The following is a 14949-nucleotide window of genomic DNA, read 5'->3' as shown; positions in this document are numbered from 1 at the left end:
AATCGTTTACTAACAAATCTACAATGTGTTAACTTAAAGAAAATAACAATTATCACAAGGAGATTCCCTCATGTCCAGGCAAAATGCTGAGGAAAATCTAAAAAATTTTGCTAGGGAATTAAAGCTTCCCGACGTGGCTTTTGATCAGAACAATACATGCATTTTGTTTGTGGATGGCGAATTTTCCCTTCACCTCACTTACGAAGAACATTCTGATCGTTTGTATGTTTACGCACCTTTGTTAGATGGGTTGCCAGATAATACCCAAAGAAAGTTAGCTCTCTACGAAAAGCTTTTAGAAGGTTCTATGCTTGGCGGACAAATGGCTGGGGGCGGCGTTGGAGTTGCTACAAAAGAACAGCTCATTTTGATGCACTGTGTTTTAGATATGAAATATGCTGAAACAAATCTCTTAAAAGCTTTTGCTCAGTTGTTTATTGAAACTGTGGTGAAATGGCGAACTGTCTGTGCTGATATTTGTGCTGGCAGAGAACCTTCTGTAGATACTATGCCTCAAATGCCTCAATCTGGTGGTGGTGGAATGCAACCTCCTCCTACAGGAATTCGGGCGTAGCTTGATCCAGGGCGCGTCACACGTCTTTTTCTACACGGCAAAGACGCTCCTTGTTCTAAACAATAATTATTTATCTTTCTATAAATAGAGAGCGCAATCAGTATACTCTAAGTATTTTCCCCGCTTAGAACAATTTTGTGATGTAAATCATAAATGGATGTCCTTATTCATTTGTAGTTTTCTAAGGATTTTTATCCGTTCTTTTTCTGGTTTTCCAATGACGCATATTGACGATATTACGTGGCGGATGTATAACACATGGTCTCGTGATATTAGCTTCTAAGACAAGCTGACCAAGATTTTAATATTGATGTTTAGGTTATAGGCTATACCCAACTAGGTATTAAAAGAAGTACTTTATGTTTGTGTTTTCCCATATTGATGGAACTCAAAGAAGAACTTTTTGAACGAACTCCAGGGGGAAGTTTGAATCTATTGATAAGATTGCGCGTAGCGTGATTTTCTCAGTACATTCTTGGTGTGTGTATGGGCGTCTTTTATTGTATCTTTGAGGTGTTTAGAGGAGCTTTATAAAAAGGCTTCTGAATGAAATCTGATTTCAATAACTTTAGGTTTTGGCCTTTATTAGGGTAGCAGATTTCCGTAATATTAAAATGACAACAAGTCCTCTGCTCGCAGAAGTAAGGAAGCGTGGGGTCTAGGGGAAATTCAATAGGTGATTTTATGATGTTTGGTTATTTTATCGGTTACTTGGGAGCAGATCCCGAAGAAAGAATGACTTCAAAAGGTAAGCGCGTGGTAGTGTTACGTTTAGGCGTAAAATCTCGTGTGGGAACCAAAGACGAAACTGTATGGTGCAAGTGTAATGTGTGGCATAACCGTTATGACAAAATGCTCCCTTATTTAAAAAAAGGATCAGGAGTAATTGTTGCTGGGGATATCTCTGTAGAGAGCTACATGAGCAAGGACGGAACGCCTCAATCTTCTTTGGTAATAAGTGTCGATACAATTAAATTTAGTCCTTTTAGCAGGAACGAAACTCGTTCACCATCATCTGAGGATCACTCTTCTCAAACATCTTACGATAATGTGTCTGTAGGATTTGAAGGAGAAAGTTTAGATGTTGAAGCTATAGCAGATAAGGATATGTATGCCGGCTATGGTCAAGGTCAGCAATACGTGTCTGAAGATGTTCCTTTTTAACGGCTAACGAAAGTAATGATTTTTATAAAGAGGTAATCGTGGTTCTATTTCATTCTCAAGCGTCTTGTTGCAAACGTGTTAAAGCTGATGCGATTGTTCTTCCTTTTTGGCAGGTTCAAGATAAGGTTAGGTGTGCAGCTTCAATCGTAGAAGAATACGAACCTCTTTATCAAGTTGCTCTGGAAAACTTTGCAGGGAAAACTGGGGAGGCTGAGCTTATCTATAGCTACGGTCAGGGAAAGGAAAAGCGTATTTTACTTCTTGGACTAGGAAAAAACGAAGAGCTGTCTTCTCAAGATGTTTTAGAGGCTTATGCTAAAGCAACTCGTATATTGCGTAAGGCAAAATGTACAACAGTAAATATCGTGCTTCCTGTAATTTCCGAGTTGCGCATTTCTGCGGAGGATTTCTTATCTAATCTAACTTCGGGAATTCTGTCTTTAAATTACAATTATCCTAAGTATACTAAGGAATGCCAAAGTTCTGAGCCTTTATTGACTAAGGTCACTGTGTTGGGAATAGTCCCTAAGATTGCCGATAGAATCTTTAGAAAAGAAGAGAGTATCTTTGAGGGCGTTTACTTGACGCGTGATCTCGTGAATGGTAATGCTGATGAGGTGACTCCTCAGAAATTGGCAAATATTGCAAAAGGATTGGCTAAGGAATTCCCAAGCGTTGACGCTAAGATTTTAAATAAAGATGCGATTCTTAAAGAGAAAATGGGGCTATTGGCAGCTGTTGCCAAGGGATCAGCTGTCGACCCCTGTTTTATTGTTTTAAGTTATCAAGGTAAGCCAAAATCAAAAGATCATACCGTTCTTATCGGAAAAGGAGTGACTTTTGATTCTGGTGGTTTAGACCTTAAACCTGGCAAGGCTATGCTGACCATGAAGGAAGACATGGCAGGAGCTGCTACAGCATTAGGAATTCTTTCTGGGGTAGCCGCATTAGAACTTCCTGTGAATGTGACCGCGATTATCCCAGCTACAGAAAATGCTATAGACGGTGCTTCCTATAAGATGGGAGATGTCTATATAGGGATGTCGGGATTATCTGTAGAGATTGGAAGTACAGATGCCGAAGGTCGTCTAATACTCGCAGACGCAATAACTTATGCTTTAAAATATTGTAAGCCTACAAGAATTATTGATTTTGCCACTTTAACAGGGGCAATGGTTGTCTCCTTGGGAGAGAGTGTTGCTGGTTTCTTCTCTAATAATGATGTATTAGCTCAGGATCTTTCCGAGGCTTCCGCAGAAACTGGCGAAGCTTTATGGCGATTACCACTGGTTGAAAAGTATGACAAAGCTTTGCAGTCCGATATTGCTGATATGAAGAATATCGGTAGTAACCGTGCTGGGGCTATTACTGCGGCTCTTTTCTTAAGACGTTTTCTTGAAGATCAGCCGGTAGCTTGGGCTCATTTAGACATCGCTGGTACCGCGTATCGTGAAAAGGATGAAGATCCCTATCCTAAATATGCTTCAGGTTTTGGAGTGCGTTGTCTTATTTATTACATAGAAAAGTTTTTGTCTAAGTAATTGTTTTTTAAGCGCTTTCTGTTTAATAACTCGTTTTTGTTTTTAAATTATTAAAAATAAATTCGAGTTTTATTAAAGTTTTTTCAATTTCCTGCCGATAGATGGGATAAGTAATTACCTGTCTAATTAGGGGAAATGAAAATGTTAGGAGTACAAAAGAAACGTAGCAGCAAGAAAACAGCTACTAAAGCTGTTCGAAAACCTGCTAGAAAAGCTGCTGCTGGAAAGACAGTTCGTAAGACAGTTGCTAAGAAAACCACAGCTCGCAAAACAGTTAGAAAAACTACAACAGCTCGTAAAACTGTAGCTAAGAAAGCAGCTACTACTAGAAAGCCTGCTGTTAAAAAAGCCGCAGCATCTCGTAAGCCAGCTGCTAAGAAAGCTACAACTCGCAAGCCAGTTGCTAAAAAAGTTGCGACTCGCAAGCCTGCTGTGAGAAAAACAGTTCGTAAGACAGTTGCTAAGAAAACCACAGCTCGCAAAACAGTTAGAAAAACTACAACAGCTCGTAAAACTGTGGCTAAGAAAGCAGCTACTACTAGAAAGCCTGCTGTTAAAAAAGCCGCAGCATCTCGTAAGCCAGCTGCTAGAAAAGCAGTAGCAAAACCAGCACTGTCTACTTGCCACAAGCATCATAAACACACAGCTGCTTGCAAGCGTGTGTGTTCTTCTTCTGCTACAAGAAGATGTGGTTCTAAAAGCCGTGTTCGCACAGCTCATGGCTGGCGTCAACAGTTAATGAAACTCGTTGCTCGATAGGAACAAGATTCGTTAGGCGATGGTGAACGGTAAGAAGATGCTTCTCTTACCGTTTTTTTTTGTCTCCATCTTAGGATTCTATAGACTCTCTCTGTACAGTTAGAATGGCAACAGGTATAGTAAGTTCTCTAATATGTCTGTGCTAAGAGGTTCAGGAGATGCAAGACTACACTTGCTTCCAAGATTTTTCTAAAGTTTACAAGGAAAATACTCCTTCTTTTACAGTCATTGGTTCAAATTCTGAAGAGGATAAGGATGTATGCATAGAGCTGCTTATTTCTGGGAAAACTCAAGAGTTTGATGCTTCAGGATTAACGATTAGCGACTTATCAAAATGGACAGAAGCTTACGGGTTATTCCCCTCTAAAGAAGTAATTACTATTTTCCAAGTAGAGAAGCTATCGCAGCAAACTCGGGATTTTCTTATTCGCTACGCTAAAAATCCCCACCCCTATCTTACTGTATTGTTGTTTACTACAAAGCAATCTTGTTACCAATCTTTAAGGAAGGAATTCTCTTCGGCAATTTTTTTATCATTATTTGGTGAATGGCCATCAGATAGAGAAAAACGTATGATGGTTCTTCTATCTCAAAGAGCATCACTTTTAGGGATTTCTTGCCCTTTAGCTTTAGCTTCTGCATTTATTAAAAAATTCCCTCAAGGGGAAGAAATGCATAATCTTCTCGGAGAGTTTCATAAGTTGCTCTGCTGCATGGGGAAAAAGCAAACGCTAGAATATAGCGATATTGAAAGTTTCGTTGTGAAAAAAGAGCAGGTATCCTTATGGAAATTACGCGATGCGGTGCTTCAGAGGAATGCCAGTGAAAGTCAGGCTTTGCTTCAATCTTTGATTTATGAACAAGGAGAAGATCCCCTGGGATTGATAGCTTTTCTTCGTGGGCAGTGTTTGTATGGATTGCGTAGCCTGGAAGAAGAAGTAGGAGATCGGAAGCATCGGTTTTTTGTTGCCTATGGGAAAGAACGGCTTTATCAAGCCCTGAGTCATTTATTTTATGCCGAGAGTGTTATTAAGAATAATGATCAAGACCCTATAATAGCTGTTGAAACCTTGCTAATTAGGATGACACATTCATGACTTTATATATTTTCCCAAATACTTTAGGTAATCGACGCGTAGATCTTCTACCCGCGGCTATTGGTGAGGTTATCCCTAGGATTCAAGGTTTAATTGCTGAAAGTGATCGTGGTGGGCGGGCCTTTCTTAGTTTATGGAAAGTTCCGGAAACACATAAATTTCCCATAGCTGTATTAAATAAAAATGATAGATCCATAAAAGCCTGGGATTTCTATCTTGAGCCTATTGTAAAAAAACAGGAAAATTGGGGATTGGTTTCTGATGCCGGTCTCCCTTGTATTGCGGATCCTGGGGCTGGATTAGTGCGGCGTGCTCGCTCTCTTAATTTACCTATCCAAGCATTTTCTGGGCCATGCTCTATAACTTTAGCTTTGATGCTATCAGGATTACCGGGGCAGAATTTTACTTTTTTAGGGTATCTTCCACAAAATCCTAAAGATAGAGATCGCTGTATAAAGAGTAGTTCCGGAAAACAGAATACGCAAGTATGTATCGAAACACCCTACCGTAATGTTCATACTTTCCAAGCGTTATTAGCATTTTTACCGGGGTACTCTGATTTGTGTGTATGTATAGATCTCACCGGTGATCAGGAGTTTGTTTCTACAAGATCAGTAGATGCTTGGAAGCAATCTAAGGATCTCGATAGGGTAACTCAGAAAATTACAAAAACACCGGTGATTTTTCTATTTCATACTCCGAAATAATCTCAGAGTTAGACAGAGGATAGTAACCTTTAAATTAGGGTTCCTTAATACGCATTCCTTATACGTTTGAAGACTGGGAATTGCTGCAGCAATAGCCTTTTGAGCAACACCCGTCAACAGCAGGAGCATGCACTGGATTCTCTGCTTTTTCTGCTTCTTTAGCAAGCTTTGCGTAGTGGTTTTTTACCTCGCGCATTTTCTTACAAAGAATGAATGGCTCTATCATAGACCAAATGCCTAGAACAAGAATCGGCATACCCATCAATTTTATGTAGGATGGATCCATAGAGGGTACTTTACGTATTCTTATTTTGCCAGAAGCCATGGCAAAGACGTACATCACGTTCCATAAGATTGGCGTAGCTATGATGATGAAAGCGCATAGGAATAAAAGATTCCTATACTTTCTAAAGTGCTTCTTAGGAGCTAAGGGTTCATTTTTAAACAAAATTCGATAGAAAATTAATACAGGTATGGATGGTGAGAGAAAAAAGATTAAATTCGCTATCGTCGACATAATACTTTGTTGGGGCACAACATTCTCCTTGTTTTTCAATCAATATACCTTAGCTTTTCCTATGTAAATCCGTCGATATTTTTATTATTAATTTAGTTTTTGTTTTTAAAAAAATTTTTTTATTCTATTTGTTTGTTTGAAATTGATCAATATGAGTTTTAATAAATTAAAAAATGAAAAATTTTTTTAAATCTGTAAAAGCACAAAATTCTCGTGATACTACATCCACTGATCAGAATCTATTTTCCTGTGGTAGTAACGAAAACTCTATGTACCAACCGTGGAATGTTTCTGGCCAAAGAATTGCAAACATAGTTAGGGATGCTAATGGCACACCATCTACTGGGAGTATTGCTTTAAAAAGTGATCTCAAAGATTACCTGCAAAAAGGAGATATCACTACAACCGGGACCTTTTTAAGGACTGCCGGTGGCTTAATGATTGGTAATATCAATATGGGGGGATCGTCTACTGTAGTTGGTTTGCCTACATCATATAAAACCTCTACTGTGAATTCTACAGATATGGCTTCAGTGGGAATGGTTTCAGAAGATATTGGTGCTCTGGCTAATAACGTAACTGATCTTATTAATCGTATAAATGATCTAGTCTCAACGAATGGTTTGGATAAGCTCATAGAAGACTTAGGAACTCCAGAGGGAGATAAAGGGACGCTTAAAAACCCTCAAAATGCTAAATGGTTAGTACGAGGTGGGGGGAATTCCATGCAAGGAGATTTAGGATTTAAGAAAAGCGAGCAGAGTGCGCCTACAGACCTGGATCCTACGATTAAAAATCTTATAATAACAGGCGGTACAACAAAAAATAGAGTGACTGCAGCTTTAGGGGCTGTTTCTACTGGTACAGGTAAAGAAAATCTTCAAAGAATCCTAGCTGTAAAAGACGTGTTGGAGACTGTTGCTGGTATAAGTCAACACAATTCCTTATATCCGAACTGGTCTGGAATGGAAATCCCATTTGTTAGTTTAAAACAGACGTCTAATGGATCTTCGACTCCGAATTATGAAAAGTCTAGAAATTCTGAAAACTACATCACAACCACAGATAATAGTAGCGTTACTTTATTGCGTAGAGGTATTTATTTAGTTTCTTTTATCTATGATTTCTCTCAATCAACAGTAACTTCTCCAGGAATTAGCCCATCAGGATATTGTCGTTTATCAGGGGATTCATATCCGAGTGAGACTCTCTCTCTAATAAAGAATCCCGCTTTAGCAGCTGCAAATGTTAGTTGTTCTCTATCTCTTACGCCTAATGGTGGTGCGAAAAAAGAGTGCTATAAAATAGAGGGTAAGTCAGATTCCACATTGATAGGGAACACTTATATTTTTGTTGAGGGTTCTCAAGCATCTGTTTCAACCATACTGAGTTTCGATGTTACCTCGTCTCCTGCAGTTACTACACGTACATGGACCGTATCTTTTATAGGGGCTGCTTATTAAATTATGGAATAAGGCTAAGAATAAACTTAGCCTTATTTTAGATAAAACTACGGATTAGTTGTAGTTGGGAAGATAGATGGAAGTAGTGTGACCTGCCACGACCATGAAGTAACTGTAAGAGAGTTGTTTCCTGTGCCACCACCACTGCCGCCTCCTGTTGTTGGCGGAGTGAATTTGAGTTTGAGATCAGAAGGTTGCGTAACAGGAATCTGACAGAATAGGTTTTGTCCTGATTTCAATGCTAACACGTTATAGACCGTAGTATCATTTGCGGTAGTTGTGTTACCGTTCGTAGTTCTTGTTGTGGATGGATTTAATATTACACTGATATTAGCGGCTGTATCTCCATCCCAATTAGCTGTTACAGACAGTGTTGTAATTCCCGGAGCAAGCACTTTAATTACTTTTGAATCAGAGTCATCGATTTTTAAATACTTGTCCGTTACCGGAGTTGTAATCATATTATCAGTTTTTTGTGGGGTCGTGGGCGTTGTTGTTGGGCTTGTCGTAGGTGTAGTAGTAGTGGTAGTTGAAGTTAGAAAATGGGGTGTAGGTTCTGTAAGTGTTGTGATGGGCTGAGATGGTGAAGGAGCTGGAGGGACAGGAGGTGTTGTCGAAGAGCTTTTCCAGTCAAAATCATCGGTAACTGTAGTGGTCGTATTGATAGTATTTCCTAACAGTCCAATTTGTGGAGTGGTGATTTTAGATTGCAAGTACTCAACATTTGCAGCATCTTTAGTGTCTGAATCTCCCGGTGTTCGTATATTCTTCACAGTATGTTGGGACATGTCTAAATCTCCTGACATGGAGCTTCCTGTAATTCTTACAAATTGTGAAGTGTCTTCTTGTGTAGGGTCTGTTGAAGTATCAGTTTGAGGGGGAGTTGCTGTATTGTTTCCTGTTCGCAGAGATGAAGTGCTGGTCTTGTTGCATCTTCTAATTCTCATCATCTGAGTGGAGCTTGCAGGGCTTATTGAGATTCTTGTTGTTGGTGAGGACGGTTGTGTAGGGGGTGGGACTGGATCCTGGGCCTGTACTATTCCTAAAGCGGCTTCAATTGTGCTGACTTTTGTAGATATCGCAGAGATTTTTTCCAAAGCTTTATTAATTTCGGGATTATTCGTTACCTTATCAGCTGTATCCATAACATACTGTACAGTCGCTGCAGATGATGGATCCAATGTGCCGTTGGCTCCATTTGTATTTGGAATTGTTATATTTGTGACTGAGTGACCACCCATATTAATGTCCCCAGACATGGTTCCACCTTTTGTTTGTAGATATCCAGAATTGGGGTCTGTCTTTGATACGTAGTTTGATTGTAGGTAATCCAAAGACACTGCGTCAGAATCTTTTTGAGGATTTGCCAAACCAGTAATATTCTGGTTGCTCATATTAATGGGTTTCGTTGATGTGATCCCTGTTTTTGTTAAGGTAAATAGAGCTGGGTCAGGAGTTGCTCTCAACTGTGCTCTGCTTCCCATATTAATTGATATTGAATCTTCGTTTTCTTTATTATTGATTTTATCTTTCATATTTTAATAACAATTAATTGTTTTTAAAAACTAATAACAATTGTTCTTGTTTTATTAAATTAAAAAGAAAGATTCATGATTTCTTCAGCGATAGTATCGTGAAATAATCGGCCTTGTTTGTTTAAGAATAGAAACTCATCGTTTTGGTCGAAGAGTTCTTGAATTTGAGGAAGGGAAACTAGAGCCTGCATGAGTGGAGCAGGGAAATCTTTCCATCGGGCTCCATTAGTAAGACGTAGTCTTAGAGCTAAAGCTTCTTTAATACGTTCTTCTTCAGGTAGGCATTCTGTGAATTCTTGAAGAGGGAGGTTTTTACGCAGCGCGCGTAGATAGTGAGAGATTCTTGAGAGATTTTTCGAGCGTATTTTATTGAAGTATTGTGAAGCAGAGACTCCTAATCCTAAAAATGGCTTATCTGTCCAGTAATAGAGATTATGCTTTGATTGTGCTTGAAATTTTGCGTATGAGGCAAGTTCATAACGAGAAAACCCATGAGAGGAGAGGAGCTCTTCAGCTGAGAGACTCATAGCTGCAAGTATGTCATCGTCAGCAATAGAACGTTCTAGAATCCGTCGGTGCTTATAAAACGATGTATGGGGATCCAAGGTAAGGTTATAAAGAGAGAGGTGCGTAATGGGGAGAGATAAAGCTTGATGAAGATCAGCAATAAAATCTGACAAAGACTGGGTGGGGAGACCGTAAATAAGATCTATTGAGATATTGTGATATTCGTGTTCGTGGCAACGCTGTACAGCGTCTATAGACGCTGATGAAGAATGTATTCTTCCTATAGCTTTTAGAAGGGGATCATGAAAGGTCTGTACTCCAATGCTAATCCTATTAATAGGAGTCTGGGTAAGATCTCTTAAATAGGATTCGGATAGATCTTCCGGATTAGCCTCTAGAGTGATTTCTTGAGCATGAGGCGCAAGAATTTTAATGATATTATGTAGATGATGGGGAGGAATTAATGAAGGGGTTCCTCCACCAAGAAATACAGTATCGATGAAATACGAGTCCGTAATTGTAGACAACTTATGCAATCCTTCTTGAAGAATTGCATTGCAATACAAACCCACGGATTCCGGATTATAAGGAATCGTATAAAAGTTACAATAGTGGCATTTCTTTGAGCAAAAAGGAAAATGGATGTAGAGAGCTAAAGGGGTTTTACCATTCATTAGCATCGGGATCAACAATTCCCCCGCGTCTCCAACGATTCCGATCACTAAAAGGATCTTCATCGTCATCGTTAGAATAGTCGATTTCTACAGCACCCTCTTCTCGATCTTCATCGGGCAACTCGATTTCTACTGTCTCCCCGGAATCAATATCAATTTCGGTTTCTGTTGCTTCAACAAATTCCATATCTGACATGCTTGGTCCATCGGGATAGACGGTTTTTGCAGGGCTGCGTCTTGGGGTGACGAATTCTTCAACTTCGCCACTTTCTTTTAGTAGTTGTAAACGCTCCTTCTCCTCAAGGATTTTGTTTTCTAAAGAGCGCATTTCTTCTTTATGTCTATCGATTTCTTTCTTTGGCACTAAACCCAGTTGCATCCATTGGGTTAGGTCACGTAGTTCAGACTCGAGTTTTTTTAGACGTTCACTTTTCATCTAGTGGGCACCATCCTGTATTCTAGAGAGAAGATGTAATGTATCCCTTGCTTTTTTTCAACCATAGAAAAAAAACAAAGATTGTTTTTTTTGAAAAATAAAAATTTGCTATGAAACGAAATTCAGATCGCATCTATCGAGAACAAATATCATATGGATTCTGAGTTTGCTGGACAAGTCCATTCTTCGGATATGGACTGGATCGAAGCTATGTTTCAAAGGTTTCTAAATCATGAAACCCTGGATTCTTCATGGAAGTATTTTTTTGAAGGGTATCAATTGGGTCAGGAGGGAGTTAGCTCAACATCTTCTGGCAACGAAGAAGCCTATGCTGCTTTGCAAGAAAAGAAAGCACAGTTTCTTTGTATGATTTACCGTTATTACGGATATCTACAAAGTCACGTTTCTCCTATATCTCCTGTTCGTCCTTCTTCTTTGATTCAGGAAAAAATTAAAAATATAGATCCTAACGAAACCGTCCCTTCTTTAGGCGTTCTTCCCCGTCCTAAAGTTCCTGTATGTGATTTGATCCAAGCATTAAAAAACTTTTATTGCCGAAGTATTTCTGTTGAAACTCTTACGTGTTCTCCTCAACTACAAGAATATGTCTGGAAGCTTATGGAGAGCAAGCCTCCTCAACGATCCCCAGAAGAGCTTTTACGTGTCTATCAAGATATGTGTAAGGCAACATTCTTTGAAGAATTTCTGCAAATAAAGTTTACAGGGCAAAAACGATTCTCCTTAGAAGGAGCAGAAAGTTTAATCCCTATGCTTGAACATCTTGTTCATTATGGTGTTTCTCTTGACGTCACGAATTATATTCTTGGAATGGCGCATCGTGGCCGATTGAATGTTTTAACAAATGTACTAAGGAAGCCCTACTCCCAAGTTTTCATGGAGTTTGAGGATAATCCCGAATCCCGAGGTTTAGACTCTGTCGGTGATGTGAAGTATCACAAGGGATATGTTTCTAGATCTCATAGTAGAGCAGATAAGGAAATAACATTTGTTATGTTGCCAAATCCTAGCCATCTAGAGGCTGTTGATCCCGTTGTTGAGGGAGTTGTTGCTGCTTTACAACATCAAGTAGATTCAGGAAAAGACCACTCTTGTTTAGCACTTCTCATTCATGGAGATGCAGCATTTTCAGGGCAAGGAGTTGTTTACGAAACTTTGCAATTAAGTCAGATTCCAGGATATTCCACCGGAGGAACTCTGCATATTGTTATAAACAACCATATAGGATTTACCGCACAGCCTAAGGAATCGCGTTCTACGCCATATTGTACAGATATTGCTAAGATGCTAGGCATTCCTGTATTTCGTGTGAACGCTGAGGATGTTACCGCTTGCTTGCAGGCTATTGAATATTCTCTTAAGGTTCGCGAAGAGTTTCATTGCGATGTGATTATTGACTTTTGCTGTTATCGTAAATACGGACATAACGAAAGTGATGATCCGTCGATAACATCTCCTTTGCTTTACGATGAGATTAAGAAAAAACCCACAATTCGTGAGATTTATAGGAAGTATCTGTTAGAAAATTATTCTGAAGAGATTTCTGAAGATAGTTTAGTAAAAATTGAACAAAACATTCAGGATAACCTCAATAAGGAATTTCAATTATTAAAACAGGAAGAAAATCGAACTCTAACTAAAAAAGATTGCCGACATTGTGATCGTATGGATCTCGGTGAGCTATTGGTGAATGATATCGACGTGTCTTTAACTCGTGACACAGTATTTCATATAAGCTCTAAATTATGTGGTATTCCTGAGCATTTCACACCTCATCCCAAGGTTAAAGCTCTACTGGAGAAGAGGATGAAAATGGCTGCAGGAGAAATCGGCTATGATTGGGGAATGGCAGAAGAGCTCGCTTTTGCTTCTTTGTTAATAGAGAAATTTTCCTTACGTCTTTCGGGGCAAGATGCCATTCGTGGAACATTCAGTCAGCGACATTTGCTTTGGAGTGATGTAAAATCTGGAGATACCTATTCGCCGTTGTATCACTTATCTCCTGATCAAGGATCTGTGGATATTTACAACTCTCCATTATCAGAATATGCTGTTTTAGGCTTTGAGTATGGGTATGCTCAGCAAGCAGAACGTACCTTAGTTTTGTGGGAAGCTCAATTTGGAGATTTTTCCAATGGGGCGCAGATCATTTTTGATCAGTATATTTCTTCAGCCATACAGAAATGGGATTTACATTCTGATCTTGTTGTTCTTCTCCCTCATGGATATGAAGGTCAGGGACCAGAGCACTCTTCAGCACGTATAGAAAGGTATTTGCAGCTAGCTGCAAATTGGAATTTTCAAGTAGTGATTCCTTCTACACCCGTACAATATTTCCGTATACTTCGCGAGCATACTAAGAGAGATCTATCCCTGCCTTTGGTAGTCTTCTCTCCAAAATTACTTCTGCGTCATCCTGAATGTACAAGCTTTATAGACGAGTTTACTGTGCCTGGAGGGTTTCGCCCTATTCTTGAAGACGCGGATCCTAATTATGATGCCAAAATTTTAGTGTTGTGTTCTGGAAAAGTTTACTACGATTTTAAAGGGGCCTTACCTAAAGAGCGTAATAAAGACTTTGCTTGTTTGCGTATTGAAAGTCTGTACCCATTGTATCTTGAAGATTTACTTTGCTTAATTGGTAAATATTCTAAAGTCGAACATTACGTATGGCTTCAAGAAGAGCCTCGGAATATGGGTGCTTACGACTATATATTCATGGCGACAGAAGAGATTTTTCCTAAAAAGCTTCAGTGTATTAGCAGACCGAGAAGTAGTTCTACAGCTACAGGATCCGCACGCCTCAGCCAACAAGAATTTTTAACGTTAATGGAAACTTTGTTTTCTTTAGGTAATATATGATTACAGAAGTACGCATTCCAAATGTCGCTGAATCAATAAGTGAAGTGACGATAGCTTCTCTGTTAGTGGCTTCAGAAAGTTTGGTTCAGGAGAATCAGGGCATTATGGAAATAGAAAGCGAGAAGGTAAATCAGCTTATCTATGCCCCCGTATCCGGAAGGATCATTTGGTCTGTTGCTGAAGGAGATGTTGTTTCTGTTGGTGGTGTCGTTGCTCAAATTTCTGATGCTCATGAATCTAGTTCCGTAGGCTCTATGGAAGAATCTCCTAAAGACGCGACTGTAGATGCGGAAATTATCTGTTTCCCGAGATCTAAAGCTCATGAGCCCCCCGCAGAAGGGAAGACCTTTGTTCCTTTACGGGATAAAATCCAAAATGTCCCACAATCTTCAGGATCTAAGAATGAAGTTCGTGAGCGTATGTCGTCAATACGCAAAACGATTTCTCGTCGTTTAGTTACTGCTCTTCATGAATCGGCAATGTTAACAACATTCAACGAGATTCATATGACGCCTCTTATGCAACTCCGCAAGGAAAGACAAGAAGCCTTTTTCTCTCGCTATAACGTGAAACTAGGATTGATGTCATTCTTTGTAAAAGCTGTTATTGAAGGATTAAAATCATATCCTCGTGTAAACGCATACATTGATGGAGATGAAATTGTCTATCGTCAGTATTACGATATTTCTATTGCTGTAGGGACTGAACGTGGTCTTGTTGTTCCAGTAATTCGTGAATGCGATAAACTCTCTAGCGGAGACATTGAGATGAGACTTGCTGATTTAGCAAGTAGAGCTCGTGATGGACTGATTTCTGTTCCTGAACTAGAAGGCGGAAGTTTTACTATTACTAATGGGGGTGTCTATGGTTCTCTACTTTCCACGCCTATTATTAATCCTCCGCAAGTAGGGATATTAGGGATGCATAAAATAGAAAAGCGCCCAGTAGTTATTGATAATACAATTGCCATTGCAGATATGATGTATGTAGCTTTTAGCTATGATCATCGCATTATTGATGGTAAGGAAGCTGTAGGGTTTCTTATTAAAATCAAAGATGCAATAGAGCAGCCTGAAACTCTTATCGATTTTTAAA

At 39.3% G+C, this 14949-nt stretch carries 13 protein-coding genes; 9 read left to right on the top strand and 4 right to left on the bottom strand.

The annotated features are described in order from the left end of the window. Nucleotides 1–70: 70 nt before the first annotated feature. From CF_RS03030 to CF_RS03005, 6 genes are all read left to right on the top strand, one after another. Nucleotides 71–574 (top strand): type III secretion chaperone Slc1, encoded by a 504-nt coding sequence (locus CF_RS03030; protein ID WP_011458151.1) that lies wholly within the window; start codon nucleotides 71–73, stop codon nucleotides 572–574. A gap of 684 nt (nucleotides 575–1258) precedes the next feature. Then, nucleotides 1259–1738 (top strand): single-stranded DNA-binding protein, encoded by a 480-nt coding sequence (locus CF_RS03025; protein WP_148174338.1) that lies wholly within the window; start codon nucleotides 1259–1261, stop codon nucleotides 1736–1738. 38 nt (nucleotides 1739–1776) lie between these two features. Continuing rightward, nucleotides 1777–3279: a leucyl aminopeptidase gene (locus tag CF_RS03020; protein ID WP_011458149.1), complete on the top strand. Its 1503-nt coding sequence runs from the start codon at nucleotides 1777–1779 to the stop codon at nucleotides 3277–3279. A 141-nt stretch (nucleotides 3280–3420) separates the two neighbouring features. Continuing rightward, on the top strand, nucleotides 3421–4038 hold the full coding sequence (locus CF_RS03015) for a histone H1-like repetitive region-containing protein (RefSeq protein WP_011458147.1): 618 nt from the start codon (nucleotides 3421–3423) through the stop codon (nucleotides 4036–4038). A 158-nt stretch (nucleotides 4039–4196) separates the two neighbouring features. Beyond that, on the top strand, nucleotides 4197–5135 hold the full coding sequence (locus CF_RS03010; protein ID WP_011458146.1) for a DNA polymerase III subunit delta: 939 nt from the start codon (nucleotides 4197–4199) through the stop codon (nucleotides 5133–5135). After that, nucleotides 5132–5842 (top strand): SAM-dependent methyltransferase, encoded by a 711-nt coding sequence (locus tag CF_RS03005; protein WP_011458145.1) that lies wholly within the window; start codon nucleotides 5132–5134, stop codon nucleotides 5840–5842. Before CF_RS03010 ends, CF_RS03005 begins: the two co-directional genes overlap by 4 nt. Before the next feature lie 58 nt (nucleotides 5843–5900). On the opposite strand, the gene CF_RS05310 is transcribed toward CF_RS03005, so the two are convergent. After that, on the bottom strand, nucleotides 5901–6359 hold the full coding sequence (locus CF_RS05310) for a hypothetical protein (RefSeq protein ID WP_041467981.1): 459 nt from the start codon (nucleotides 6357–6359) through the stop codon (nucleotides 5901–5903). Nucleotides 6360–6532: 173 nt separating this feature from the next. Here CF_RS05310 and CF_RS02995 point away from each other — a divergent pair, with 173 nt between their 5' ends. Further along, a complete protein-coding gene (locus CF_RS02995) occupies nucleotides 6533–7822 on the top strand; it encodes a hypothetical protein (RefSeq protein WP_011458143.1) in 1290 nt (429 codons plus the stop codon). A gap of 47 nt (nucleotides 7823–7869) precedes the next feature. Here the strand turns inward: CF_RS02995 and CF_RS02990 are convergent, their stop codons facing one another. From CF_RS02990 to CF_RS02980, 3 genes are read right to left on the bottom strand one after another with little or no spacing between them, the layout of a single operon-like run. Further along, complete coding sequence (locus CF_RS02990) at nucleotides 7870–9357, bottom strand: hypothetical protein (RefSeq protein WP_011458142.1); 1488 nt, start codon at nucleotides 9355–9357, stop codon at nucleotides 7870–7872. 59 nt (nucleotides 9358–9416) lie between these two features. Further along, on the bottom strand, nucleotides 9417–10538 hold the full coding sequence (gene hemW, locus CF_RS02985) for a radical SAM family heme chaperone HemW (RefSeq protein ID WP_041467979.1): 1122 nt from the start codon (nucleotides 10536–10538) through the stop codon (nucleotides 9417–9419). Further along, nucleotides 10528–10974, bottom strand: a complete 447-nt coding sequence (locus tag CF_RS02980; protein ID WP_011458140.1) for a hypothetical protein — start codon at nucleotides 10972–10974, stop codon at nucleotides 10528–10530. The genes hemW and CF_RS02980 overlap by 11 nt, the downstream gene beginning before the upstream one ends. A 153-nt stretch (nucleotides 10975–11127) precedes the next feature. Here CF_RS02980 and CF_RS02975 point away from each other — a divergent pair, with 153 nt between their 5' ends. Together CF_RS02975 and sucB are read left to right on the top strand one after the other, a co-directional pair. After that, the gene (locus CF_RS02975) at nucleotides 11128–13854 is read left to right on the top strand and encodes a 2-oxoglutarate dehydrogenase E1 component (protein WP_011458139.1); all 2727 of its coding nucleotides are present in this window, start codon (nucleotides 11128–11130) and stop codon (nucleotides 13852–13854) included. Further along, entirely contained in the window at nucleotides 13851–14948 is a 1098-nt protein-coding gene (sucB, locus tag CF_RS02970) for a dihydrolipoyllysine-residue succinyltransferase (RefSeq protein ID WP_011458138.1), read from the top strand. The genes CF_RS02975 and sucB overlap by 4 nt, the downstream gene beginning before the upstream one ends. Nucleotide 14949 lies beyond the last annotated feature (1 nt).

This window comes from Chlamydia felis Fe/C-56 (assembly GCF_000009945.1).
In the GTDB taxonomy this organism is placed as follows: Bacteria; Chlamydiota; Chlamydiia; order Chlamydiales; family Chlamydiaceae; genus Chlamydia; species Chlamydia felis.
The sequence above is the reverse complement of the archived record's forward strand: the minus strand, read 5'-3'. Positions and strand labels throughout refer to the sequence as shown.